Below are 24,502 nucleotides of genomic sequence, written 5' to 3'. Positions count from 1 at the left end.
TAATTCTGGCTATGCGCCGTCTGGGTTGGACGAGCGGGCGCAACGCCGGGTGCTTGTGATTCGCGTGGGTGGGTGGTGTCGGTGGTGGACGAGGCGGGAAAGGGTCGCCGGGGCCGCCAACTCCCGCCTAGATCAACTCACGGCCGGTGATCTTGAACCGAAAACGTCGCCATAGCGACGGGAACCATCCAAGATCACCGCCAGCGCCGACGACCCATGGCCGCGCCCGCGCGGGCCGGCGCCGCGAACGCGGCCAACGCCCGCGAACGCGGCCAGCGCCGCGAACGCGGCCAGCGCCGCGAACGCGGCCAACGCCCGCGAACGCGGCCAACGCCCGAAGCTGTGCCCCGGGCGTCAGACCTTCGCCTTGGCCCGGCTCGTCGCCCGCTTCTTCGGCGTCGCCTGCACCGGGACCTCCGTGACGAGGTGTCGCAGGAAGGCACCGGTGTGCGACTCGGGCAGCGCGGCGATCTGCTCGGGCGTACCCTCGCCGACCACTGTGCCGCCGCGGTGCCCGCCCTCGGGGCCCATGTCGATGATCCAGTCCGAGCTCTTGATCACGTCGAGGTTGTGCTCGATCACGATCACCGTGTTGCCCTTGTCGACCAGACCCTGGAGGACCAGCAGCAGCTTGCGGATGTCCTCGAAGTGCAGACCCGTGGTCGGCTCGTCCAGCACGTAGACCGTCCGCCCGGTCGACCGCTTCTGCAGCTCGGCCGCGAGCTTGACGCGCTGCGCCTCGCCGCCGGACAGGGTCGGCGCCGGCTGACCCAGCCGGACGTAGCCGAGCCCGACGTCGACCAGCGTCTTGAGGTGCCGGTGGATCGCCGGGATCGCCTCGAAGAACCCGGACGCCTCCTCGATCGGCATCTGCAGGACCTCGGCGATCGTCCGGCCCTTGTAGTGAACCTCCAGGGTCTCCCGGTTGTACCGGTCGCCCTTGCAGACCTCGCACGGGACGTACACGTCCGGCAGGAAGTTCATCTCGATCTTGATCGTGCCGTCGCCCGCGCAGTTCTCGCAGCGGCCGCCCTTGACGTTGAAGGAGAACCGGCCCGGCCCGTAGCCGCGTACCTTCGCCTCCGTGGTCTCGGCGAACAGCTTGCGGATGTTGTCGAACACCCCGGTGTAGGTCGCGGGGTTCGACCGGGGCGTACGCCCGATCGGCGACTGGTCCACCCCGACGACCTTGTCCACGTGATCGAGCCCGGTGACCCGCGTATGCCGGCCGGGCACCAGCCGAGCGCCGTTGATCTGGTTGGCGAGCACCGCGTGCAGGATGTCGTTGACCAGCGTCGACTTGCCCGACCCGGAGACGCCGGTGACCGAGATCAGCTGGCCGAGCGGGAACGACACCGTGACGTTGTGCAGGTTGTGCTCCCGCGCCCCGACGACGGTCAGCTCGCGGCCCTTGGTCTGCGGCCGCCGCCGGGTCGGTACCGGGATGAACCGCCGCCCGGAGAGGAAGTCGCCGGTGATCGACTCCTCGTTCTTGAGCAGATCGTCGTACGTGCCGGAGTGCACGATGAACCCGCCGTGCTCCCCCGCGCCCGGGCCGATGTCGACCACCCAGTCGGCCGTCTTGATCGTGTCCTCGTCGTGCTCGACGACGATCAGCGTGTTGCCCAGGCCGCGCAGCCGGACGAGGGTCTCGATGAGCCGGTGGTTGTCGCGCTGGTGCAGGCCGATCGACGGCTCGTCCAGCACGTAGAGCACGCCCACCAGGCCCGACCCGATCTGGGTGGCGAGCCGGATGCGCTGCGCCTCGCCGCCGGACAGCGAGCCGGCCGGGCGGTCCAGTGACAGGTAGTCCAGGCCGACGTCGAGCAGGAACTGCAGCCGGGCGTTGATCTCCTTGAGCACGCGCTCGGCGATCATCTTCTGCCGGTCGGTCAGCTCCAGGTCCACGAGCAGCTGCGCGGCCTCCCCCACCGACAGGTTGCAGACCTCGGCGATGCTGTGCCCGGCGATGGTGACCGCGAGCACCTCGGGCTTGAGCCGGGTGCCGCCGCAGGCCGCACACGGCACCTCGCGCATGTAGCCCTCGTACTTCTCGCGGCTCCACTCGCTCTCGGTGTCGGCGTGCCGCCGCTCCAGCCACGGGACGACGCCCTCGTAGCCGGCGTAGTAGGAGCGCTCGCGCCCGTACTTGTTCCGGTAGCGGACGTGGACCTGGTTCTCCACACCGTGGAGGATCAGCTTCTGCGCCTTGGCCGACAGCGCCCGCCAGGGCGTGTCCAGGTCGAATCCCTGCTCCTCGCCGAGGGAGCCCAGCACCTGGATGAAGTAGTCGAAGGTGTGCCCGCTCGCCCACGGCGCGATCGCGCCGTCCCGGATGGACTTCTCGTCGTCGGGGACGAGCAGCTCCGGGTCGACCTCCTTCTTCTGGCCGAGGCCGGTGCACTCGGGGCAGGCGCCGTAGGGCGCGTTGAACGAGAAGACCCGCGGCTCCAGGTCCTCGATCGCCAGCGGGTGCTCGTTGGGGCAGGCCAGGTGCTCGGAGAACTTGCGCTCGCGGTGCTCGTCGTCCTCGGGGAGGTCCACGAAGTCCAGCACCACGATGCCGGCCGCCAGGCCGAGCGCCGTCTCGATCGAGTCGGTCAGCCGCTGTTTGGCACCGGCCTTCACGGCGAGCCGGTCGACCACCACCTCGATGGTGTGCTTCTCCTGCTTCTTCAGCTTCGGCGCCTCGACCAGCGGATGCACCACGCCGTCGACCCGGGCCCGGGCGAAGCCCTTGGCCTGCAGCTCGGAGAACAGGTCGAGGTACTCCCCCTTCCGGCCGCGGACGACCGGGGCGAGCACTTGGAACCGGGTCCCGTCCGGCATCGCCAGCACGCGGTCCACGATCTGCTGCGGCGACTGCTTGGTGATCGCCTCCCCGCAGACCGGGCAGTGCGGCTCACCGACTCGGGCGTACAGCAGACGGAGGTAGTCGTAGACCTCGGTGATCGTGCCGACCGTCGACCGCGGGTTGCGGGAGGTCGACTTCTGGTCGATGGAGACCGCCGGGGACAGGCCCTCGATGAAGTCGACGTCGGGCTTGTCCATCTGGCCGAGGAACTGACGGGCGTAGCTCGACAGCGACTCGACGTAGCGGCGCTGGCCCTCGGCGAAGATCGTGTCGAAGGCGAGGCTCGACTTGCCCGACCCGGACAGCCCGGTGAAGACGATCATCGCATCGCGGGGCAGATCCAGGCTGACGTCACGCAGGTTGTGCTCACGCGCACCACGGATGATCAAACGGTCAGTCACCGCAAAAGCTCCTAGATCGGACAGGTGATGGCAGGCAGGGTCCCGCTGCGAGCGGACTGTATCCGGGAGGTATGACAAGAACGAGCCAAAGATTAGTCCGACCCGCGCCACCAGGCTAAAACAATAGCGGGTGGCTTCGGACACCTGTCCGAAGCCACCCGCCCCCGCCTGTCCTCAGGCGTGTCGTTCCCGCGCCCGCTGCCGGGCGGCCCGCTGCTCCTCCCGGAGGCGTACCGCCTTCCGCTTGCTCTCGTGCGCCAGCTCACGTTGCAGCCGCAGCCAGCTCGCCCAGCGACGGCCGGTCAGCTCGCCGTCGTCCAGCGCCGCCTGCACCGCGCAGCCCGGCTCGGTCGTGTGCGAACAGTCCGCGAACTTGCAGCGCAACGCCAGCGCGTCGACGTCGGAGAACGCCGCCACCAGGCCTTCCGAGCCGTCGAGCAGACCGACGCCCCGCAGCCCAGGCGTGTCGATGACCGCGCCGCCGCCCGGAATCGGGATCAGCGCCCGATGCGTCGTGGTGTGCCGGCCCTTGCCGTCCACTCGGCGTACCGCTTGAGTGGTCATGACGGTCGTGCCGGCCAGCGCGTTGACCAACGTCGACTTGCCCGCGCCGGACCGCCCGAGCAGCGCCGTGGTCCGGCCCTCGATCACGTGCGGCCGCAGCTCGTCCAGCCCCGCGCCGGTGTCCGCGCTCACCGCCAGCACCACCACGCCCGGCGCGATCTCCCGCACCTGGTCCACGATCGCGTCGGGATACCGCGTGACGTCCGCCTTGGTCAGCACCACCATCGGCTCGGCCCCCGAGTCCCAGGCCAGCGCCAGCAGACGCTCGATACGGCCCAGGTCCGGTCCGCTGTCCAGCGGCTCGATCACCGCCGCCGTGTCCATGTTCGCGGCCAGGACCTGCCCGCTCGCGTCCTTGTCCGCGGTCCTTCGCATGATCTGGGTACGCCGCGGCAGCACCGCCTCGATGGTGGTACGCCGGTCCGGCCAGTCCCGCACCACGACCCAGTCGCCGGTGCACGGCAGCAGCACCGAGTCCGCCGCGGCCTGGGCCATCACGCCCCCGCCGAGACTGGCCCGGTCGGCGCCCTGCGTGGTCAGCACCGTGCACACGCCGCGATCCACCCGCAGCACCCGGCCCGGGCGCGCGTCGATCCGGTCGAACGGCGCGTACGCCGCCGCAAAGTGGTCGTCCCACCCCAGCGCTCTCATCTGCCTCGTTTCCTTTTCAGCCATTACCCCCCATGGTCAAGCGCGCCCGGCTCCGGCGCACCCCAATTTCCCCAGCCCGGCCGCGTACGCTCGGCGAATGGCCGCTCTTCGGGTCCGGAGCCGCTCCGTCGGCCCCGCCGACAACATCGCGTACCTGCTGACGTGCGAGTCGACCGGCGAGCAGTTGCTGATCGACGCGGCCAATGAGCCCGGCCGCCTGTTCGACCTGGTCGGCGACGGCGGCTTGGCCACCATAGTGACCACTCATCGCCATGCCGACCACTGGCAGGCGCTGGCCGCGCTCGCCACGAAGACCGGGGCGCGCCTGCTCGCGCATCCGCTGGACGCTGCCGCGCTGCCGGTCCCCACCGACCCCGTCCACGACGGCGACGTGATCACGGTCGGCGCAGTGGATCTCGAGGTGATCCACCTCGTTGGGCATACGCCCGGCTCGATCGCGCTGCTGTACCGGGGCGACCCACCGCAGATCTTCACCGGCGACAGCCTCTTCCCCGGTGGCGTCGGCAACACCTGGGGCGACTCGGCCGCCTTCGCCACCCTGATCGACGACGTCACCGCCAAGGTCTTCGACCGGCTGCCCGACGAGACCGTCGTCTGGCCGGGCCACGGCAAGCCGACGACGCTCGGCGCCGAACGTCCCTCGCTCCCCGAGTGGCGCGCCCGCGGCTGGTAGCACCCGCTACGGGATGATCCCGGCCGCGCGCAGCCGGTTGGTGGCCGCGCGATCCACGCTCACCCTGGCCGCCGTGCCGGAGCCACCGCCCGCGTCCGCCCCCGTCACCACGGCGACCAGCAGCAACGGCACCAGCAGGAGCCGGACCGTCATGGCCCAGCAGGCCCGGTAGCCGACGCGGCCGCCGTCGGCGTTCCGCACGAGCTGCGTACCGGTCAGGACGCCGCCGAGTGCCCGGCCGTCGCCGAAGAACAGTCCGTAGAGCACGGGCACGGCCACGACGACCGCTGCCATCAGACCGACGAGCAGCCCGGCCGAGATCTTCCCCGCCGAGTACGCCACGGCAGCCGCCACCAGACCGAGGCAGCCGAGCACGGCGTACACGATGAAGTCGATGAGCCAGGCGAGGAACCGCAGGCCTTCGCCGGCCTTGATGTAGACGGTGCCGTCGTGGAACGTGGCGAACCGCTTGGCGGCCTTGGGCCCCAGCAGCTCCGCGGCCTGCTCCCGGACGAGGTCGAGCCGGGTCGTCGGCCGGCGGGACGCGTGCGTCGTCACGGGCGTGATCATAAGCTGCGTGATCATCAGGAGAACCGGTTCACCGAGCCTGGTGTCGGCGTTCCACACGGTGGGACCCCGATAACTCGGCGATTTCCCCTCATGGTCTGATATGGAGTCCAATGTGCTCGGATGACCGGCGTACGCCTGTGGATGGTGACTTGATGCTCAATCGAACGACCTCCTGGATTCACGAGTCCTGGCTGGTCGCGAACCAACAGCCCGACTCCCCCGCCGTACGCCTCGGGCACGTGGCGAAGAGTAGCGCCGATTCCGAGTCGGCCAGTCCGGCCCGGCGGGTGTCCGAGTTGGTGTCCTCGGAGCAATCCCTGCTCGACGACGACCTGACGACTGCGATCCTGGCGGCGTTCCAGCCTCGCCGCGGCGACCTGGCCACCCTGGAATCCGGTGACCGGGAGCAGCTCACGGCGTTCCTTCGCGAGCACCATGGGGCGTCCGTGGTGACCGAGTTCCGGGGCGAGCCGTTCGAGGGTCAGCTGGAATCCAGCAGCTTCTGGGATTTCCTGACGCCGGAGGAACGCTGCGTGATGACGAACGCGCTGGAGGAGGGCTACCTCACCGAGGTCATCCCCGACTTCCTCCGGGAGGCGGACACCGATGCGCTACGCGTGCTGGTTCCGCACTTCGCCACCATCGTGGCCGACCTGATCGAACGCGAGATGATCGAGATCCGCGAAGCCGACGACGGCGACTGGGACGCCGCCCAGCCGATGACCGAGGCCGAGATCCAGGCGACGCTGGCCGACCCCGGTGCCTGGCTGCCGACCGAGGACGAGCCCGCGCGGCGCGTCATGCTCCGAGCCCTCGCCGGCTAGCACTGACCACTCGGGCCGTTACTGCTCGTACGCACGGATACGCGCAGCTCAGCCGTTCATCTCCAAAGTGGACTAACAATGGAAGCTCCAATTAGGATCCGCCGGTTGCCTAGCAATCGACGGAGGAGCAGTGGCGAGCAAGGAAGAGCTGAAGGCGGCGATCCACGCGGCGTTCGACCAGGTCGTGCCGGACGGCTCGAGCTACACCAAGGTCTACGCCTCGGACATGAAGCAGCGGAACTTCATCGTCTACCAGAGCACCACGGTCTACAACTACGCGGTCGGCTTCAAGCCGGGCGGGACCGAGCTGGTCATCGTGCCGGTCGACGAGGACGGCGGCCAGGTGACGGCCGGCCAGCCGGTGACGATCACCGACGAGAACCGGGGTGCCGTGAAGAAGCGGGATCTCCAGGGTCGCTTCGTCGTGTCGACGAAGGACGGGCAGAAGTTCCGGCTGGCGGTGATCCCGTCGGTGCCGAAGATCACCGCCGCGTTCTACCAGCTGCCGGTCGACCAGAAGGACGAGTACGAGGCCTTCCAGCTGGTCAAGGCCGCGATCGCGGGCTGACCGCGAACCGGATCGCCGTACCCGGGCGGGCCTGTGCGACGAGGCTCAGGTCGTCCGGGTGGACCACGCCGACGACGGGATAGCCGCCCGTCGTCGGATGGTCCGCGAGCATGATCACCGGCTGACCGTCCGGCGGCACCTGCACCGCGCCGGGCAGCATCCCCTCACTCGGGAGCTCGCCGTCCCGGGTCCGCGCGAGCACCGGTCCGCGCAGCCGCACACCCACGCGGTCACTCGCGGGGTCCACGGCGTACTCGCCCAGGGCGGTCAACTCGAACCAGTCGTCGCGCGGCCCCGGCAGGAGGCGTACCAGGGCTGTGGCGGGCGCAGGGCTCCGCGGTGCCCAATCCACTTCAGCTGGTACGCCCAACGGCGCGCCCAGAGGCAGCAGGTCGCCGACGGCCAGCCGGGGCGGGCCGAGGCCGGACATGGTGTCGGTGGATCGACTGCCGAGCACGGGTTCGACCGCGATCCCGCCGGCCACGGCGAGATAGCTGCGTACGCCTTCCGCAGCCGCCCCCAGCGACAGCACTCCCCCAGCCGGGACGTGCACGGGCCGGTCCACAGTCGATGGTCGGCCGTCGACGCGTACGGGGCACAACGCGCCGGTGACCGCGGCCCAGCGTGCCTCGGTGAAGCGGAGATCGACGCCGAGCAGCGTCGTCTCGATCCCGGCCAGTTCCTCGGGGTTGCCGGCGAGCCGGTTGGCCAGCCGCAGGGCGGCCCGGTCGGCCGCACCCGAGCGGGGCACCGCCAGGCTCGCCAGCCCGGTACGCCCGAGGTCCTGGATCGTGCTGAGCAGACCCGGCCGCAGGACCTGGATCACGACGCCACCACGAACCGGACGCGCGTACCGGGGACGAGCCGGGCGGGCGGCGTACGCCGTTCGTCCCAGAGGCGTACCGAGGTGTGGCCGACGACCCGCCAGCCGCCAGGCGAGCGACGCGGGTAGACGGCCGCGTAGCCGCCCGCGAGGGCGACGCTCCCCGCCGCCACCGCCGTACGCGGACTGCTCAGCCGCGGCACGTGCAGCCGTTCGGGCACCCCGGTCAGGTACGCGAACCCGGGCGCGAAGCCGCAGAAGGCGACCCGGAGGTCGGCCCCGGTGTGCAGGGCGACGACCTCGTCCGGCGTGCAGCCCGCGTACTGGGCGACGTCGTCGAGGTCCGGCCCGTCGTAGCGCACCGGGATCTCCACGATCTCGCCGACGGCGGCCGGCGTCCCGCCCGGCGTGAAGCCGTCGAGCACCGCCCGGAGGGCGGCCTCGGACAGCCCGGCGCAGTCGAGCAGCACGGTCCGGGCGCCCGGGACGAGGTCGGCGACCTCCGGCAGCGCCCGGTCCCGCAGGTAGGCGTACACCTTCTCGGGAGACTCCTCGGGAGACTCCGTCTCGACCAGCCACCCGGTCAGGCCGACCGGCAGAATCCTCACCTCTGAATCATGCCGGGTCGGCGAGTCCGAGCGGATCAGGCGACGGCCGGTTCCGGCAGCAGTTGCTTGGGCACCGGAGGGTCACGGCGACGATTCCGATCACGTACGCCGTCACGGTCACCACGAAATAGAGGTGGACGACGACATCGGGCCAGGCGTCGAGCCATTTCGCCACGTCGGTCTCGTCGCTGCCGAAGATCCCGGCCAGCCACTGCCAGAACGAGTTCACCGCGGGCGAGAGCAGCCCGATGATCGCGAGGTTCAGCCAGACGAGGTGGTTGCGGATCGGCAGGCGGGTCAGCAGGAAGAAGAAGCCCACGAACCAGAGCAGGTCGCAGAGGTAGGGCGCGGCGTCGGTGGCCCAGCCGGTATCGCCGGTCCACTGGGTGTAGCCCCAGGTGAACCGGCCGAGATCGGTCTGCGGCCAGAACACGAAGTTCGTGACGTCGGCGCCTTCGAGTTTCGCCACGAGGGCATGGCTGCCCTCGTGGCGAATCGTCCCGAAGATCTGGTAGACCGGGTATCCCAGCAACCACCAGAGGTCGGCGCGGCGAAGCTTCCAGACGGGAAGGTCGGAGTCGGTCATGCCTCCATTGGCCGCCGTCGACGCCTAGATCGCTGCCTGGTTGCCGACACCGTCAGCTACACGGCGTACCTCCGCAGACGTCGACGACCTGTCCAGTGAGCAGGAAGGTGGCCTTCTGCTGCTGCGCCTCCGGCTGCGAGCGCGGGAACGAGTGCGGATCCTGGCCGTACTCCGGCCCGGAGGGGGCGAGGTTCGTCGGCGGCAGGGCGGCGGCGAGACCGCTGTTCCACACGACGATCGCGGAGCCGGCGTACGGGTAGCTCCGGATGGGCCGGATGCCCCAGAACGGCTCGACCTCGTCCGACCAGCCGTCGGCCAGCGCCGGGACGTGCAGCCGGGCGCCGATCGTCCGCGCCTCGACCTCGGCCGCTGCCGGGGACACCTGATGGTCGCCGAAGGCCACGTGCATCAGCATCTGGTGGACGGGCGTACCGGGCAACGGGTCGCGCGTCAGGTGCTGGGCGTAGCCGTTGGCCTCGGCCCGGTCCCAGAGCATCTGCAGCAGCCCGAAGATGAGCTGCTGGTCGGCCGGGTCCGGATACGCCGAGTCCATGATCTGCTGGAACGGCGCGAAGTCCACACTGCGCTGAAGCAGCGTGCTGTAGTTCATCGCCGGCACGCCCAGCACCGAACGCGTCCAGTCCTGGGCGACGGCGGTCAGCGCGCCGCCGTTGATGCCGCCCTGGCTGTTGCCGTCGTAGTGCATCCCCCCGGCGAGGTCCAGCAGCGAGTTCCCGGTCCCGTCCTGGAAAGCCGGATTCGCGGCGAACCCAGCCGGGTGGGCCATGAGCCGCCCGAGGAACAGGAAGTCCAGGTAGCTCTGCTGGAGCCGGTCGGCGACCGCGGCGAACCGGGTGAGGTCGCCGAAGACGCTCGCCACGAACGGCACGTCGGCCGCGGCCATCCCGATCCAGCTCGTGGCGCAGAACAGGAAGTCCTGCCCGTACGCCATGTCCTTGACGTTGCCCGCGTTGATCTCGGTCGGCGCGCCGAGCAGTCCGTGGCCGTAGAGCGACAGGTGGGCCGGGCTGGCGGCGGTCGCACTGCGGGGCAGGTTGCAGACGAAGTCCGCGGCGATCGTGGCGCCCGACGGCGTCGGTACGGCGTCCGGCTCGGCCGAGTCGTAGTGCAGCCGTGATCCGGGACCGCCGGTTCCCGTCAGGTAGCTGGGCACGCTGACCGTGCCGCGGATCTGCCGGGCGATGCGGGCGTCCTGCGCCGGGGTGAACTCGGTGACCCCGGTGACCTGGTACGCCGGCGCGGCCGAACCGAGCGCGGCGGACGCGCTGTCGCGCATCCCAAGTAGCCGGCCGGTCAGGTTCTCCCCGCTCGCGACGGTGAAGTCCCACGCGAGGAACAGGTCGTGCCGCTTCACTCCGGCCGTGGTCAGCTCGGCGAGGAGGCGCTTGACGTCCTGCTTACGGGGATCGCGGGGTTCCGGGCCGTTGCCGGTGACATAGGACGCGAACGCCTCGGGCGCCGGGATCCGGGCTCCGGCGCTGTCGCGCAGGTTCCGCAGCGCCACGACGTACCGGGTGCCTTCGGCCAGCGCGACGGCCGGCCGGATGATCAGCACCTGCCGGTCCGGTCGAGCCGCCGAGTGCGCGTCCAACTCGGCCCAGAACGGCGTACGCTCGCCGGTCCGGGTGTTCAGCAGCACGATCGGGGCGTCGCGGTCCAGCGAGCGGCCGATGTCGGTCACCGGCGGGATGCCGCTGCGGACGACGTCCACGCCCGGTACGCGGACCAGGATGGGCGTACCGGGGCTGAAACCGTCCTGCCGGTTCCACTCGGCCGGGTCGATGTGCGTACCGGCGACGGAGGCTGGCATCTGCTCGGCGGTGAGACTGACCCGGCGTCCGGTGGCGCTGCTCGGGTCGCGGACGGTGAACAGGTCGTTGGGGAACGGCAGCAGGCAGGCGGTGTCGTCGTAGGGGTCGCAGGCGGCGGGGTGCTGGGGCGGTTGAGCGGCGGCGGCGGGACCGGCCAGGACGAGGCCGGTCACCGCCACGATCGCCAGCACGACGCGCGCTGTCCGGGCGGGGGTCACACGCATCTCCTTTGATGACGGGAGTGGTGCAGCCGTTCATACGCCTTCGGCTCAGCGGCCCGCAAGGGTCAGCCGGTCGACCGCCTTGTCGGCGTCGAGGATCAGCAGTGCGCGTACCAATGTGGAGGAATGGATGGTGGTCTCGCCGCGCTGGAACATCAGCGCGAGCGCGTCGCGAAGCGCGGTGGCCTGGCTGACCAGGGCTTGGGCGGCGCGCAGCGCGCGGTAGGTCTCGTCCTGCCGGGCCGGGTTGACGCGGGCCAGATTCTCCAGCAGCGCGCTGTAGCTGTCGACGACGTCGGCCTCCGCCCGGGTCAGGGCGGGCATGCGCAGTATCTCGTCCATCGTCAGGCCGCCGTCGCGAGGTTCTTGCGATCGCGCAGCACCACGTCGACGAGCCCGTACGCGACCGCGGCCGGGCCGTCCAGCACGTGCGGGCGAGACAGGTCGTCCCGGATCTGCTCGGCGGTCCGGCCGGTGTGCTCGGCGAGGATCGCCTCCAACGCCGCACGCTGCCGGAGCAGTTCCTGGGCCTGCACCTGGAGATCCTGGGTCGCGCCCTGCTGAACGTCGAGCGACGGCTGATGGAGAGTGACCCGCGCGTTCGGCAGCATCATCCGCTTGCCCTTCGCGCCCGCGGCGAGCAGCATCGCCGCCTCCGGCCCGCACTGGCCCACGCACACCGTCTGCACGTCGCTGGCCAGGCTGCGGATCGTGTCGTAGACGGCGAGCATCGCGGTCAGCGAACCGCCGGGCGAGTTGATGTACACCCCGATGTCCCGGCCCGGATTGTCGGCGTCGAGGTAGAGCAGCTGGACGAGGACGTCGTTGGCGGTCTGGTCGTCCAGCGCGGTGCCGAGGAAGACCACCCGGTCGCCGAAGGCCTTGGAGTACGGGTCCAGCTGGTACTCGGAGCGGGCGGTCCGTTCATTGATCATCGGGAGGTGGCTCATGGGAACGACTCCTAATTTGTACAGGACGTAAGTTCTGTACAGAGCGTACCATCTGAGGGGTGACCCATGAAGTCCCGGTGACGCAGGCCCGCGCCGAGTTCGCCGACCTCGTCAACCGCGTCGTCTACGGCGGCGAGCGGGTGGTCGTGACGCGCCACGGAAAGCCGATCGTCGCCCTCGTCTCCGCGGAGGACCTGGACCGGCTGGAGGCGGCCGACCAGCCGCCGATCCGGCTGACCAGCGACACCGCGGGCGCATCGGAGGCCACGCCGACCCGGCGTCAGTTCGGGCTCACCGCCGAACACCGCCCGCCCGGCGGATACCCGCGCTGACCGCCGCGCCGAAAAGCCCGCGCGGCAACCCGAGGCTGGTCGCACAATGACGGTCATGCAGGCGCTCCTTCACCTCCAGCTGACCGCCGACGACCTCACCCTGCGGGCGACGACCGAGGCCGACCTCCCGGCGCTGGCCGCGACGCTCCCCGACGACGTCGAACTCAATCCGGCCCTGCCAGGTGCCGACGGCGACCCCCGGCTCGACCGCACGGCGCGGATCTATCAGCAGTACTGGCGGAACCGGGCCGACTCCAGGCCGGGTACCTGGACGCTGCCGTTCGTGGTGCTCCGCGACGGCCGCATCCTCGGCGAGCAGACGCTGGAGGCCCGGGAGTTCGGCCGGCTGCGTACCGTCGAGACGGCGTCCTGGCTGGTCACCGGGGCACGCGGGCAAGGCATCGGCAAACGCATGCGACGCGCCGTCTTGGCGCTCGCCTTCGATCACCTCGGCGCGCTGGTCGCGGAGACCGAGGCCTGGCACCACAACACCGCCTCGCTGGGCGTCTCGCGCAGCCTCGGCTACCTGCCCAACGGCGTCTACCGCCACGCCGACGGCGACGGGGCCGACGACATGGTCCGGCTGCGGCTGCCGATCGAGGCCTGGCGCGAGCAGCATGGCGGGCCGGCCGTCAAGATCGACGGATTGGCCGAGTGCCGGGACTGGCTGACCGCCTAGGCTTCACCACATGGCGGAGCTGGAGATCATCGAGCTGGACGACGTCGCCCGCCTCACGGACGTCGGCGAGCTGCTGCAACGCGTCTGGGGCGCGGACTCGCCCGACCAGATCCTCAATCTGTCCACCTTGCGCGCCCTCGCCCACGCCGGGAACTACGTCGTGGGCGCGTACCGGGACGGGCGGCTGGTCGGGGCCAGCGTCGCCTTCCGCGGCGACGACCACCTCCACTCGCACGTCACCGGCGTGGTCCCCGGTGGTCAAGGCGCGGGCGTCGGTCGCGCTCTCAAGCTCCATCAACGCGACTGGTCACTGCACCACGGCATCGCACGCATCCGGTGGACCTTCGACCCACTGGTACGCCGGAACGCGTACTTCAATCTGCGGAAGCTGGGCGCCGGGGCGACCGAGTACCTCGAAGACTTCTACGGCGCGCTGACCGACGGCATCAACGTCGGCGACCCGAGCGACCGGCTCTACATCTGCTGGGAGCTGGAGCAGCCGGTCGCCGACCCCGATCTGTCGGCGGCGACCCGATTCGTGGCGACGCCGGCCGACATCGAGGGCCTGCGCTCGGCCGACCCGGCCGCGGCGGCGAACTGGCGGTACGCCGTCCGCGAGGGACTGCAAGGGCCGATGGCGGCCGGTTGGACGATCGCCGGATTCACCGACGACGGGGCGTACGCGTTGAAGGAGCCGGCATGAAGCTGACCGGAATCGAACTGCGCCGGGTCGCGATGCCCCTGGTCGCCCCGTTCCGCACTTCGTTCGGCGTCGAGTACGCCCGAGACGTGCTGCTGGTCCGGGCGTACGGGCCGGACACCGAGGGCTGGGGCGAATGCGTCGCGATGGACGAGCCGCTCTACTCCTCCGAGTACGTCGAGGGCGCGGCCGACGTGATCCGCCGCTTCCTCGTCCCGGCGCTGGCCGGACTGGACACCATGGAGGCGCACACCGTCGAGCGCGCCTTCGCCCCGATCAAGGGGCATCCGATGGCGAAGGCGACAGTGCTGACCGCCGTCCTCGACGCGCAACTGCGCGCCTCCGGCATGTCGCTGGGCTCCTACCTCGGCGCCGTACGCCCAGCCGTCCCGTCCGGCGTCTCGGTCGGCATCATGGACTCGATCCCCGAACTGCTGGACGCGGTCGCCGGCTACCTCGCCGAGGGGTACCTGCGGATCAAGCTGAAGATCGAACCGGGCTGGGACGTCGAGGCGGTACGGGCCGTCCGCGAACGGTTCGGCGACGACATCCTGCTGCAGGTCGACGCCAACACGGCGTACACCCTGGCCGACGCCCGGCACCTGGCCCGGCTCGACCCCTTCGATCTGCTGCTCATCGAACAGCCGCTCCCGGAAGACGACGTACGCGGTCACGCCGAACTGGCGCGCGTTGTGCGTACCCCTATCTGCCTGGACGAGTCGATCACCTCCGCGCGAGCCGCGGCCGACGCCATCGCGCTGGGCGCGTGCTCGATCGTGAACATCAAGCCGGGCCGGGTCGGCGGATATCTGGAAGCACGGCGCATCCACGACGTGTGCGCGGCCAACGGCGTGGCGGTGTGGGCCGGCGGCATGCTGGAGACGGGCCTCGGCCGGGCCGCGAACGTCGCGCTGGCCGCGTTGCCGGACTTCACGCTGCCGGGCGACACGTCCGCGTCGAGCCGCTACTACGCGCGCGACATCACGCGGCCGTTCGTCCTGGAAGACGGGCATCTCGCGGTCCCCACCGGGCCGGGGATCGGCGTCGATCCGGACCCGGACGCGCTGGCCGACGCGACCACCGCGACCGAGGTGCTGAGCTTGGCACGGTAGACGATCGCGCGTCCTGGGTAGAGGTCCGGTGTGGACCTCAACAAGGACGCTCAGATCGACACCGGTCAGATCGAGGATCGGCGCGGCGCGGGTGGCGGCGGGTTGAGCGGTATTCCCCTGCCGAGCGGACGCGGCGGCTGGATCGTCACCATCGTCTTCCTCCTCATCGCCCTCGCGGGCGGCGGCGTGCTGGGCGGCAACATGCTCAGCGACGGCGGCGACTCCGGCGACCTCGCGGCGAAGTGCGCGGCGTCGAACCCCAATCGGCTCGACGAGCCGGACTGCCGCAGCGCGCTGTTCGTCACGTCCATTCAGGACTATTGGCAGGACACGCTGCCCGCGACCGCCGGCAAGCAGTACCAGCAGGCCAAGACGGTCTTCTTCAGCCAAGCGGTGAGCACCGGCTGCGGCCAGGCCGACTCGTCGGTGGGCCCGTTCTACTGCCCGCCGGACGGCAAGGTCTACATCGACCTGTCGTTCTACGACGAGCTGGAATCGCGGTTCGGCGTTCGCGGCGTGTTCGCCCAGGCGTACGTGCTGGCCCATGAGTACGGCCACCACGTGCAGAACCTTCTCGGCGTCGGAGTCGGCGGCCAGGGCGACTCGGTCCCGGTCGAGCTGCAGGCCGACTGCTACTCCGGGGTCTGGGCCAAACACGCGACGCAGACCACCGACGCCAGCGGCCGTCCCCTGATCAAAAGCCTGTCGCAAGCCGACATCCAGTCCGCCCTGGACGCGGCGGCAGCCGTCGGGGACGACACGATCCAGCGCAAGACGACCGGGCACGTCGACGAATCGAAGTTCACGCACGGTTCGGCGGCGCAACGGCAGCACTGGTTCAGCACCGGGTACGAAGGCGGCGATCCCAAGGCCTGCGACACGGTCAACTCCTGACCGCACGCGTCCTCATCCCGTCGGCTCCTCGTCCCGGAACGAACCTGTCAGCAACGAGCGGCAGCGGTACGATCGCCGCCTGTCCGATGTGATCGGTAATCCGTTCGAGGCAAGCGGGATTAATCCGTTCGAGGCAAGCGGGATGAGGAGCCTGTGGCTGATGCCGCCGAGTATCTGGAGCCGTCGCCGCAGTCTGCTCGACAGCAATGGAAAGCGATCGCGCACCGCTCCGACGCCCCCTCCGGGAGGCAGGTCGTCTTCAGCCCGGTAGAGACGATCATGTGCCTGGCCGCCGGCTTTCTGGTCGATCACAGCAAGTTCGGCAGCAGCTCAGCACCGCGCGCACCGTTTCCCGTGCCGCAACTCGCCGCACTGTTCCATCGCCCGAACAGCAGCATCCTCGCGAAGATGGCCAACCTGGACGGCAGCCGGTCGCACGGCGGCCGCCACGATCTCGACGTCACACGGCACCTGCTGGGCACGCCTGGGCTGCTGGCTCATATCTACTGTCGGCTGCTCGATGCGGCTCGCGACGTCGGGATCGGACCCGAAGAACTGCCCGACTTCCTCGGCCTGGAAGCGACGGCCGGCGACCTTCTCGGGCAGGACGAACTGGATCACAACGAGGTCGAGACATCGGTCCAGGAACAGTCCCGTTCGCTGGCGACCGTCTCTGGCCTGGAGAGTCGGGTCACCGAGCAACTGCTGGTCGCGAAGGCGAGAGTGGGGCAGCACGTGTTCGCCGGCGCCGTGCTGCGGAACCATGGTCACCGGTGCGGTTTCTGCGGACTCGCCGTCACCGCTGGCGGCGTCCGCGCTCGCCGCATGCTCGTCGCCAGTCACATCAAACCGTGGCGGGCCAGCACCACGGAGGAACGGCTGGACCCGGCCAACGGCCTCGCCGCATGCCCGACCCATGACGTCGCCTTCGACACCGGCCTGATCACAGTCAACGGCGGACTGCGCATCCATGTGAAGCCGGAACAGGTGCACGCGGCGCGCCAAGATCCGGCGGTCGCCGCCGTCTTCGGCCGGCCACCATTACGCGATCGGATCGTTCTGCCGCCGGGCGCGACACTGCCCGGCGGCGCGTATCTCCAGTGGCACCACCAGAACATCTACCGCGCTGAGCTATCGCCATAACCGGTCTCAAGGCGGTTCGGGCCGTGCTTCGTAGATGCGCCCGTTGGGGCTGGTCCAGTGGAAGTGGCCGGTTTCGGGTTGGCTGAGCTGAAGCCGCCCTCGTGTTTTTAGCCGATGGTGGTGCCCGCAGAGCAGCCCGAGATTTCGTGCCGCGTACGCCCACCGTCGGCGTGGTCGGCGGTGTGGACGGTGTCGCAGGATCTTGCCGGTGCGGTGCAGCCGGGTGCTCGGCAGGAGACGTCTCGGGGTTGACCCAGCTGCGCAGCTTCGCGTTGGGGAAACGGGCGGCCTCGTGGTCCTGCGTGGGCGGGCAGGGGTTCGGTCGGCCGGTCGGTCGGTCGGTCGGCCGGTCGGTCGGTCGGTCGGTCGGCCGGTCGGTCGGTCGGTCGGTCGGTCTGCTTGCGCTGGGGTGGCATGGTTTCGCGCGTCGGCCCGGCGTTGGTCGGGCGAGCCGGCCGGATCGACGCCGCGTCGTCCGCTGGAACGATCTCCGGAAGCCCAGATACCTTTCCCCGCACCGGTTCGGTACGTGACCATCCGGAAGTCGGCCCGTTCACCGGCCGACGGTCAGCGGTGCCCGCGCCGCGCGGACCGACCACAGGTGCTGCGTGCGAGACAGGCCGGGCGCGGGTGACATCGTGAAACAGCGGGGCGCCGTCGTTGGTCCCGCGTCGTTGGTCCCGCGATCGTTGGCCCCGCGGTCGTTGGTCACGCGATCGTCGGCCACGCGATCGTCAGCCGATCCGTCGGCGGGTAGGCGGGTTCCGGGTCGGCCGTCCGTCGGTGGAACACGAGCTACCTCACCGGTCGCCCGTAGGGTCGATAGCGTTCCAGCGACGCTCGCGCCACACGGGCCAGCCGCCGACCCAGCAACGCTCGCACCGCGCTGGCCAGCCGCCGATCCAGTGTCCGAGCCGCCTTCCCCCGCAACGTCCACACCAGCCACCGGAGCAGAGTGCAGGGCTGGTCGGGCGCGGGTGACACCGTGAGACACCAGAGTGCCGTCGTCGTCATGGACCCGGTAACGCCACTGGATCGTCGGCTGCGGCGCGACCACGCCCCCCGCCGCCTCCGCGACCGCCGGATCCACCGGGTCCACCGGGTCCACTGGCGGAATGGCCTGGCCGCGTTGACCCGCCCCCGCCAGCGGACCCGCCTGAGCCGCCTGACCCGCGCTCTGTCCGGATAAGCGATAAAGGGCGGGAGTGCGGGTCTCGGACCCAGTGGGCACAATGGACGCCATGAGGCTCTGGGAGTACGCACGGCTGGAGTACCGCTCGGCGGGAACGCTCGGCAACGACCGGTTCCTGGACTGGGACGCCGTGTTCTATCACCCGGACGGGGTGCAGCGCTGGGGCACCGACGAGCGCTTCGACGACCTGCGTCACCTCAACCGGGCCGGTGCCGAGGGCTGGCAGTCGTACGACCGCAGCCCGGTCTACCACCACGGCGAGCCGCACCGCCTGTACGCGGTCACCTACTCGATGCGTCGCTCAGTGGATAACTGACCACTTTCCGTGTTCGTACACGTGTGCGAACATGGAAAGTGCCATGGAGTTCGTACCCGCGACATCCCGTCTGCTGGCGGCCAACCGGGCCGCCGCGGCGTTCTATGCCGCCCAGCTCCGGCACGTTCCGGCCGCCCGGCGATACCTGCGGGAACGCGGCATCGAGGCAGCCGCCGGATCGTGGTGGCAGCCCGGTTTCGCCCCGGCCACCTGGACGGCCGTCCTCGACCGGCTCACCGGGCTCGGCTTCACTCCGGAAGAGCTGCTGGCCGCGGGTCTGGTCCGGCGATCGCGGACCGGACGGCTCATCGACTATCTGCGGCAGCGGGTCGTCTTCCCCATCCACGACCAGCGCGGCAACGTCATCGGCTTCACCGGCCGGGACCTGTCCGGCCGTACGGACGCCCCCAAATATCTCAACACCCCGACGACCACGATCTACCACAAGGGCGAGGCGCTGTTCGGCCTCAGTCTCCAGCTGGCGCACCGGCGGCGGCGCGATCGGCGGCCGATCCGGGTCTTCGTCGTGGAAGGCGCGGCCGACGCCATCGCGGTGCACCGCATGGTTGCCGGGGGGTGCTCGCGCGAGCCGCCAGGAGTGCAGTCAGTCCACGCACGGGAGCAGCTGTTGCCGGTGGCGTTGTGCGGGATCGTCCTCACCGAGCACCACTTGCGGCTGCTGCGGAAGGCGATCGGCCCGACCGCCTCGCTCAGCCTCCTGCTCGACGGCGACGACGCCGGGCGGGACGCCTTCGAACGCTGGCTGCCGCTGCTGCGTACGTGGGCGGGGCCGGTCGACATCGCCACCCTGCCCGACGGCACCGACCCCGCGGAACTCCTGGTCCGGCACGGTCCTGAGGAAGCGCTGCGGATCGTCCTCGGCGCGCGGCGGCCGGCGCAACTGGCTCGGCTCGACCGCATCCTCGACCGGCTCGACCCGGGCGCGCTCGACCTCGGCGAGCCCGAGACTCGCGTACGCGTCTGGCGGGCCATCACGCCGTGCTTCCGGGACGACCCGACCCGCGGCGCCGACCTGGCCGACCTGGCCAGCTCCCGGCTCGGGCTGCCGCTCGGCGACGTGATGACCGGCGTCGTCAACGAAATCGCCTGACCCGCCGCCGTCGCCTGACCCGCCACCCTCGCCTGACCCGCCACCGCCGTTGACCCAGCCACCGCCGTTGATCATGGGGTTTCCGGTCACGACACACCGTCGAGACCACAGTTAACTCCATGATCAACGGAAAGGGGTGCAGGGGGAGGGGGGTCAGGGGAGGATGGTGAGGGCGCTGGGCGTACCGGTGAGGGAGGCTGATCCGTCGCGGCCGACGGTGACCGAGACGCGGCGACCGGCGACGCGCAGACCGCGGACCGTGAAGCCGCCGAGCGGCGCGCCGGCGAGCGGACGCAGCGTGATCTGCCCGCCGGGCACGTCCGGGCGCAGGCCCGACGCCGCGTGCACGATCGCGACGGCGCTCGCCGCCGACCAGGCCTGCGGCTGGCACGCGGCCGGGTAGGGCGTCGGGCGGCGAAGGTCGGTCCGGGCGTCGCCGCCGTGCAGCTCGGGCAGCCGATAGCCGACGGCTTCCGCCGCGGTGAGCAGGCCCTCCGTGAGCAGGGCGGCCGCGTCCGCGTGGCCCTCCGCGGCCAGCCCCGTCACGGCGATCGCGGTGTCGTGCGCCCAGATCGATCCACAGTGGTACGACAGCGGGTTGTAGCCGCCGTCCTGGTCGGACATCGTCCGCAGCCCGTAGCCGCCCGCCAGTTCCGGCGACGCCAGCAGCTCGGCGACCCGGGCCGACTCCTCGGCGGTCAGCATCCCGGTGCCGAGCAGGTGGCCGATGTTGCTCGTCAGGGCGTCGACCGGCTGCTTGGCGCGGTCCAGCGCCATCGCCGGGTACGCCCCGCGCGGGCCGTCCACCCAGAACGCCGACCGGAAGCGCTTGGACAGCTCGACGGCGTACGTGCGCCATTTGTCGGCGGCGGGCCGGCCGAACGCGTCGAGCAGCGCGGCCGCGTTCGTCGCCGCCTGGCAGGCGTACGCCTGGACCTCGGCGAGCGCGATCGGGGCTTCGGCGAGCCGGCCGTCGGCGAACCGCACGGCGTCGCCGGAGTCCTTCCAGCCCTGGTTGGCCAGACCGAGTCCACTGGTGTCGAGATACTCCAGGAAGCCGTCGCGGTCCGGGTCGGCGTACTCGTCGAGCCAGGTCAGCGCGGCTTCCAGGGTGGGCAACAGCTCCTCGACGACGTCCTCGGCGAGCCCCCAGCGCCAGGCGTCGTGCAGGAGGCTGATCCACAGCGTGGTCGCGTCGACCGTCCCGTAGTACGCCGGGGGCAGCGACAGCTCCTCCCCGTCGAGCGCCACGTGGAACTCGTGCCGCCGCAGCTCGTGCAGGATCTTCCCGGGGGCCTCCCCCGACCTCGGATCCAATGCCCGGCCCTGGCGGCGCGCCAGCGTACGCAGCGTCCCGGCGGCCAGCTCGGTGCCGAGCGGCAGCAGCATCCGGGCCGCCCACAGGCTGTCGCGCCCGAACAACGTCAGATACCAGGGCACTCCGGCGCCGAGGAAGACGTCCTCCGGCGTACCGGCCTCGGCCAGGCGCAACGATTCCAGGTCGTCGAGCGACTGCTCCAGCAGCCGGGTCAGCCGCCGGTCGTCGGCGACCAACTCGGGGCGCTCCCACTCGACCGGGCCGGCCGGCTCGATCAGGACGGCGCGCGGATCGCTGACCGTCGCCGCCCAGCTCACCTCGGTCGTCGATCCCGGCTCGACCATGATCGCCCAGCTCAGCTGGATCGTCGTGTCGGCGGCGTCGACCCGGGCGTCCGGTGCGGAGACGCCGACCGCCAGTCCGCCCTGCCGCCAGACCGGGCGGTCACCGTCCAGATGGACCGCGACCGGAGCGGTCAAGCCGCCCGACTTCACCGTCTCGATGGCGGCGAGATCGCAGGCCAGGTCGATGGTGAGGCCGAGAGTCACGGGCTCGTGCGAGGTGTTGGCGAACGTGACGCGCTCCGTCATCCCGTCGGCGGTCAGCCGGCGACGGCGCTCGACGCGTACGGTCGGGTCGGGTGACAGATCACCCAGCCAGGGCAGCAGCCCGACGAAGACGGCGGCGCCGGGCCCGGTGAGGCTGTGCGCGACCGCCACCGGTTCTCGACCGTCCACTCGCAGCACGGCTTCGGAGATCACCCGGTAGTCGGCGTGGAACAGACCCTGCGCACCGGTCGGCCGGAGCTGGCCGTCGGCGCCGCCGAGAGCCGAAGCGGGGGCGTGAACGACGCTCACGAGATCATGCAGGAGGGGTTGCACAGCAGCTCCTCGAATGCGGCGTTATCGGGGGGCGGTCCGACAACCGTAGACGCCGGTGATCGTCTATCCCAGCATTACGCGGCGGTTAGATCAGAGATCTTCGTGACGTGGCTCACACCACAACCCTGCTCACCTGCGGCGGAACCGCAGATCACGCCGGATCTGCCGGACCACGTTCCGGCCCGGAACACCCGTCACGCCTCCCCCGCCATGGGTCGCCGAACCGGCTTGATACAGCCCGCGGATCGGCGTACGCAGATCGGCGTATCCGGCGGCCGGGCGGCAGTGGAACATCTGGCCGGCGGTCAGCTCGCCGTGGAAGATGTTGCCGCCGACCAGTCCGTACTCCTCCTGCATCCGGTGCGGTCCGATCACCTGACGGCCCACGATCGAGGCCGTGAACCCGGGCGCGACCAGCTCCATGCGCTCGGTCAGCCGATCGGCGTACGCCGACAGCTCGTCGTCGAACGGAGCGGAGGCGAAGGTGTGCGGAACCCATTGGGTGAACATCGAGACGACGTGCTTGCCCTCCGGAGCCAGCGTCGGGTCGAAGACGCTGGGGATGCAGACGTCGGCGAACGGCAGAGTGGCCGGCCGGCCCGCGACTGCCTCCTGGAACGCGGTCTCCACGTCGTCGAGCGACTCCGACAGCACGATCGTGCCGCCGTGCACCGACGGGTCGTAGGACGGGTGCGCCGCGAACTCCGGCAGCCGATCGACCGCGAAGTTCACCTTCACCGTGCCGGACCGGGTCTGATAGGACTCGATGTCGGCCACGAAGTCCGGCGGCAGCTCGGCACGGTCCAGCAACCGCAGGAAGGAGATCTTCGGATGCGCCGTCGTGACGACGACCGGTGCCTCGATCTCCTCGCCGTCAGCCAGGACGACGCCGGTGACGCGACCGTCGCGGGTCGAGATCCGGGCGACCGGGGCCGACGTGCGGATCTCGGCTCCGAAACCGCGGGCCGCGGCCGCGAGCGCCTGCGTCACCGCGCCCATCCCGCCCCGAGGGAAGCCCCACGCGCCGGTCTGCCCGTCGACGGCCTCCCCGACGTGGTGGTGGAGCAGCACGTACGCCGTCCCGGCACTGCGCGGTCCGGCCCAGCCGCCGATCACTCCCGAGACGCTGAGCAGCCCCCGCATCGCGTCCGACTCGAACCGCTCCTCGACCAGATCGGCGACGCTGGTCGTGAACAGCCGCGTGAGATCGAACGCCGCGCGTACGTCGACCTTGCGCAGTTTCGCCCCGATCCGGGCCAGCCCCAGCAGGTCGCCGGGCCGCTTCGAGCCGACCTTCGGCGGTATCTCCTTCAGCAACGGCCCGACCAGGCCGCCGAGCCGGCTCATCCAGGCGTCCCACTGCTCGTAGGCGTCGGCGTCGCGCGGCGAGAACTTCGCGATCTCCGCGTACCGGTCAGCCGGGTCGTCGGCCAGCCGCAGCGCCCGGCCGTCGCGGCGCGGCGCGAAATACGGCCCCTGCGGGTACACGTGGTAACCGTGCTCGGCCAACCGCAGGTCGCGTACCATCCCGGGATCCAGCAGACTGACCACATAGGACAGCGAGGTCACCGCGAAGTCCGGTCCGAACGGCCGCTCGGTCACCGCCGCGCCGCCCACGACCTCGCGCCGCTCCAGCACCAGCACCCGCTGCCCGGCTCGCGCCAGGTAGGCGGCGGCCACCAGACCGTTGTGCCCACCTCCGATGATCAAGCAGTTGTACGCCATGGTGCAGTCTTGCGCTACTTTGGCGGTCGTGGAACCCTCCCCTCCGCCGCAAACTGTTACGCAGCCTCCATCGACGGTGTCGCAGGTCGAGTCCCAGGTCATGCAGAAGAAGAAGACCTGGCGGGATCGTGCGGGCAAAGCGGGCGCGGGCGTCGCCGTGGCGGCCGGCGCCACCAAGGTCGCCGGCGCGGGCAAACTCGTCGGCCTGCTCAAGGGCGTCTGGCTGTTCGCCCACTTCAAGACGGCGTTCACGATGCTGCTGTCGGTCGTCGGGTACGCCATCTTCTACGGCTGGTGGTTCGCGATCGGCTTCGTCCTGCTGATCTTCGTCCACGAGATCGGGCACGTCATCGTGCTGCGGTTCCAGGGAGTGAAGGCCAGCGCGCCGATGTTCGTCCCGTTCCTCGGCGCGTTCGTGAAGATCGAGGGCGAACAGCGCTCGGTGGCTCAGGAGGCGGCTTCGGCACTCGCCGGGCCGATCGCCGGTGTGGTCGGCACGATCGCCGTCCTCGCCGCGGCGCAGTCGAGCGGATCCCCGCTGTTGACGGCGTTGGCGTACTCCGGCTTCCTGATCAACCTGTTCAACCTGTTCCCGGTGCTGCCGCTGGACGGCGGCCGGGTCGCGGGCGCACTGCACCCCGCCATCTGGATCGCCGGACTGGTAGGCGCGGCAGTCTTCCTCATCCTGCGGCCCAACCCGATCCTGATCTTCGTCCTGATCATGGGCGGCATCGAGACCTACCGCCGTTGGAAGGATCGCAAAGCCGGGCGGACCAGCGCCTTCTTCGACGTCCCCGCCAGTACGCGCTGGGCCATCGGGGCGGCGTACCTGGCGACGGCGGCGCTCTGCCTCTACGGCATGCAGTACACCTACGTCCCCCACCACTGGTGACAGCGCTCCCGGCAGATCACGGTTACGCAGGCCAAAACCGCCGGTTTTGGCCTGCGTAACC

23 protein-coding genes are annotated in these 24,502 nt (G+C 70.5%); 12 read left to right on the top strand and 11 right to left on the bottom strand.

Annotation, left to right across the window (positions count from 1 at the left end; genetic code table 11):
* Window positions 1-354: 354 nt before the first annotated feature.
* Together uvrA and rsgA are read right to left on the bottom strand one after the other, a co-directional pair.
* Window positions 355-3,255, bottom strand: coding sequence for an excinuclease ABC subunit UvrA (gene uvrA / locus AB0M47_RS33485; protein WP_363421202.1), 2,901 nt, complete (start codon window positions 3,253-3,255; stop codon window positions 355-357).
* Window positions 3,256-3,429: 174 nt separating this feature from the next.
* Entirely contained in the window at window positions 3,430-4,470 is a 1,041-nt protein-coding gene (rsgA, locus tag AB0M47_RS33480; protein WP_363421200.1) for a ribosome small subunit-dependent GTPase A, read from the bottom strand.
* A gap of 97 nt (window positions 4,471-4,567) precedes the next feature.
* Between rsgA and AB0M47_RS33475 the strand changes: the two genes are divergently transcribed.
* Window positions 4,568-5,164 (top strand): MBL fold metallo-hydrolase, encoded by a 597-nt coding sequence (locus AB0M47_RS33475; RefSeq protein ID WP_363421198.1) that lies wholly within the window; start codon window positions 4,568-4,570, stop codon window positions 5,162-5,164.
* A gap of 6 nt (window positions 5,165-5,170) precedes the next feature.
* Here AB0M47_RS33475 and AB0M47_RS33470 read toward each other — a convergent pair whose 3' ends face one another.
* On the bottom strand, window positions 5,171-5,722 hold the full coding sequence (locus AB0M47_RS33470; protein WP_363421196.1) for an RDD family protein: 552 nt from the start codon (window positions 5,720-5,722) through the stop codon (window positions 5,171-5,173).
* 164 nt (window positions 5,723-5,886) lie between these two features.
* Between AB0M47_RS33470 and AB0M47_RS33465 the strand changes: the two genes are divergently transcribed.
* Both AB0M47_RS33465 and AB0M47_RS33460 read left to right on the top strand, forming a co-directional pair.
* Complete coding sequence (locus tag AB0M47_RS33465; RefSeq protein WP_363421194.1) at window positions 5,887-6,558, top strand: hypothetical protein; 672 nt, start codon at window positions 5,887-5,889, stop codon at window positions 6,556-6,558.
* Window positions 6,559-6,688: 130 nt separating this feature from the next.
* The gene (locus tag AB0M47_RS33460; protein WP_363421192.1) at window positions 6,689-7,126 is read left to right on the top strand and encodes a hypothetical protein; all 438 of its coding nucleotides are present in this window, start codon (window positions 6,689-6,691) and stop codon (window positions 7,124-7,126) included.
* Here the strand turns inward: AB0M47_RS33460 and AB0M47_RS33455 are convergent.
* Genes AB0M47_RS33455 through AB0M47_RS33430 form a run of 6 tightly spaced genes read right to left on the bottom strand, consistent with a single transcriptional unit; the run spans window position 7,104 to window position 12,131 of the window.
* The gene (locus AB0M47_RS33455) at window positions 7,104-7,952 is read right to left on the bottom strand and encodes a biotin-dependent carboxyltransferase family protein (protein WP_363421190.1); all 849 of its coding nucleotides are present in this window, start codon (window positions 7,950-7,952) and stop codon (window positions 7,104-7,106) included. The two genes, AB0M47_RS33460 and AB0M47_RS33455, sit on opposite strands and share 23 nt — an antisense overlap.
* Window positions 7,949-8,557: an allophanate hydrolase subunit 1 gene (locus tag AB0M47_RS33450; protein WP_363421188.1), complete on the bottom strand. Its 609-nt coding sequence runs from the start codon at window positions 8,555-8,557 to the stop codon at window positions 7,949-7,951. Before AB0M47_RS33450 ends, AB0M47_RS33455 begins: the two co-directional genes overlap by 4 nt.
* A 7-nt stretch (window positions 8,558-8,564) precedes the next feature.
* A complete protein-coding gene (locus AB0M47_RS33445; protein ID WP_363421186.1) occupies window positions 8,565-9,143 on the bottom strand; it encodes a M50 family metallopeptidase in 579 nt (192 codons plus the stop codon).
* A gap of 52 nt (window positions 9,144-9,195) precedes the next feature.
* Window positions 9,196-11,193, bottom strand: a complete 1,998-nt coding sequence (locus tag AB0M47_RS33440; RefSeq protein WP_363421184.1) for a hypothetical protein — start codon at window positions 11,191-11,193, stop codon at window positions 9,196-9,198.
* A 51-nt stretch (window positions 11,194-11,244) separates the two neighbouring features.
* Window positions 11,245-11,538 carry a hypothetical protein gene (locus AB0M47_RS33435; protein ID WP_363421182.1) on the bottom strand — a complete coding sequence of 98 codons (294 nt, stop codon included), beginning with the start codon at window positions 11,536-11,538 and terminating at the stop codon, window positions 11,245-11,247.
* Between the two features lie 2 nt (window positions 11,539-11,540).
* Window positions 11,541-12,131, bottom strand: a complete 591-nt coding sequence (locus AB0M47_RS33430) for an ATP-dependent Clp protease proteolytic subunit (RefSeq protein WP_363421180.1) — start codon at window positions 12,129-12,131, stop codon at window positions 11,541-11,543.
* Between the two features lie 74 nt (window positions 12,132-12,205).
* On the opposite strand from AB0M47_RS33430, the gene AB0M47_RS33425 reads away from it, so the two are divergent.
* The 8 genes from AB0M47_RS33425 to AB0M47_RS33390 all read left to right on the top strand — a co-directional run bounded on the left by AB0M47_RS33425 (window position 12,206) and on the right by AB0M47_RS33390 (window position 19,625).
* The gene (locus AB0M47_RS33425; protein ID WP_363421178.1) at window positions 12,206-12,478 is read left to right on the top strand and encodes a type II toxin-antitoxin system Phd/YefM family antitoxin; all 273 of its coding nucleotides are present in this window, start codon (window positions 12,206-12,208) and stop codon (window positions 12,476-12,478) included.
* Window positions 12,479-12,533: 55 nt separating this feature from the next.
* Window positions 12,534-13,157 carry a GNAT family protein gene (locus AB0M47_RS33420; RefSeq protein ID WP_363421177.1) on the top strand — a complete coding sequence of 208 codons (624 nt, stop codon included), beginning with the start codon at window positions 12,534-12,536 and terminating at the stop codon, window positions 13,155-13,157.
* Between the two features lie 10 nt (window positions 13,158-13,167).
* Entirely contained in the window at window positions 13,168-13,860 is a 693-nt protein-coding gene (locus AB0M47_RS33415) for a GNAT family N-acetyltransferase (RefSeq protein WP_363421175.1), read from the top strand.
* Window positions 13,857-14,969 carry an o-succinylbenzoate synthase gene (menC, locus tag AB0M47_RS33410; RefSeq protein ID WP_363421173.1) on the top strand — a complete coding sequence of 371 codons (1,113 nt, stop codon included), beginning with the start codon at window positions 13,857-13,859 and terminating at the stop codon, window positions 14,967-14,969. The genes AB0M47_RS33415 and menC overlap by 4 nt, the downstream gene beginning before the upstream one ends.
* 30 nt (window positions 14,970-14,999) lie before the next feature.
* Entirely contained in the window at window positions 15,000-15,863 is an 864-nt protein-coding gene (locus AB0M47_RS33405) for a neutral zinc metallopeptidase (protein ID WP_363421171.1), read from the top strand.
* Between the two features lie 153 nt (window positions 15,864-16,016).
* Window positions 16,017-17,006, top strand: coding sequence for an HNH endonuclease (locus AB0M47_RS33400; RefSeq protein ID WP_363421169.1), 990 nt, complete (start codon window positions 16,017-16,019; stop codon window positions 17,004-17,006).
* Window positions 17,007-18,247: 1,241 nt separating this feature from the next.
* On the top strand, window positions 18,248-18,514 hold the full coding sequence (locus AB0M47_RS33395) for a hypothetical protein (RefSeq protein ID WP_363421168.1): 267 nt from the start codon (window positions 18,248-18,250) through the stop codon (window positions 18,512-18,514).
* A 43-nt stretch (window positions 18,515-18,557) separates the two neighbouring features.
* Entirely contained in the window at window positions 18,558-19,625 is a 1,068-nt protein-coding gene (locus AB0M47_RS33390; protein WP_363421166.1) for a toprim domain-containing protein, read from the top strand.
* 153 nt (window positions 19,626-19,778) lie between these two features.
* On the opposite strand, the gene AB0M47_RS33385 is transcribed toward AB0M47_RS33390, so the two are convergent.
* Complete coding sequence (locus AB0M47_RS33385) at window positions 19,779-21,824, bottom strand: glycogen debranching N-terminal domain-containing protein (protein ID WP_363421164.1); 2,046 nt, start codon at window positions 21,822-21,824, stop codon at window positions 19,779-19,781.
* A gap of 129 nt (window positions 21,825-21,953) precedes the next feature.
* Window positions 21,954-23,549: an NAD(P)/FAD-dependent oxidoreductase gene (locus AB0M47_RS33380; protein ID WP_363421162.1), complete on the bottom strand. Its 1,596-nt coding sequence runs from the start codon at window positions 23,547-23,549 to the stop codon at window positions 21,954-21,956.
* A 76-nt stretch (window positions 23,550-23,625) separates the two neighbouring features.
* Here AB0M47_RS33380 and AB0M47_RS33375 point away from each other — a divergent pair, with 76 nt between their 5' ends.
* Window positions 23,626-24,441: a site-2 protease family protein gene (locus AB0M47_RS33375; RefSeq protein WP_363421161.1), complete on the top strand. Its 816-nt coding sequence runs from the start codon at window positions 23,626-23,628 to the stop codon at window positions 24,439-24,441.
* Window positions 24,442-24,502: the final 61 nt, after the last annotated feature.

The organism is Hamadaea sp. NPDC051192 (assembly GCF_040682475.1).
Lineage (GTDB): Bacteria > Actinomycetota > Actinomycetes > Mycobacteriales > Micromonosporaceae > Hamadaea > Hamadaea flava.
This window is presented reverse-complemented; position numbering and strand designations above follow the sequence as displayed.

Coding starts and splice junctions, on each gene's coding strand:
- rsgA (WP_363421200.1), bottom strand. CDS start 4,470: ATGAGAGCGCTGGGGTGGGACGACCACTTTGCGGCGGCGTACGCGCCG.
- AB0M47_RS33475 (WP_363421198.1), top strand. CDS start 4,568: ATGGCCGCTCTTCGGGTCCGGAGCCGCTCCGTCGGCCCCGCCGACAAC.
- AB0M47_RS33465 (WP_363421194.1), top strand. CDS start 5,887: ATGCTCAATCGAACGACCTCCTGGATTCACGAGTCCTGGCTGGTCGCG.
- AB0M47_RS33445 (WP_363421186.1), bottom strand. CDS start 9,143: ATGACCGACTCCGACCTTCCCGTCTGGAAGCTTCGCCGCGCCGACCTC.
- AB0M47_RS33435 (WP_363421182.1), bottom strand. CDS start 11,538: ATGGACGAGATACTGCGCATGCCCGCCCTGACCCGGGCGGAGGCCGAC.
- AB0M47_RS33430 (WP_363421180.1), bottom strand. CDS start 12,131: ATGATCAATGAACGGACCGCCCGCTCCGAGTACCAGCTGGACCCGTAC.
- AB0M47_RS33420 (WP_363421177.1), top strand. CDS start 12,534: ATGCAGGCGCTCCTTCACCTCCAGCTGACCGCCGACGACCTCACCCTG.
- AB0M47_RS33415 (WP_363421175.1), top strand. CDS start 13,168: ATGGCGGAGCTGGAGATCATCGAGCTGGACGACGTCGCCCGCCTCACG.
- menC (WP_363421173.1), top strand. CDS start 13,857: ATGAAGCTGACCGGAATCGAACTGCGCCGGGTCGCGATGCCCCTGGTC.
- AB0M47_RS33395 (WP_363421168.1), top strand. CDS start 18,248: ATGAGGCTCTGGGAGTACGCACGGCTGGAGTACCGCTCGGCGGGAACG.
- AB0M47_RS33390 (WP_363421166.1), top strand. CDS start 18,558: ATGGAGTTCGTACCCGCGACATCCCGTCTGCTGGCGGCCAACCGGGCC.
- AB0M47_RS33380 (WP_363421162.1), bottom strand. CDS start 23,549: ATGGCGTACAACTGCTTGATCATCGGAGGTGGGCACAACGGTCTGGTG.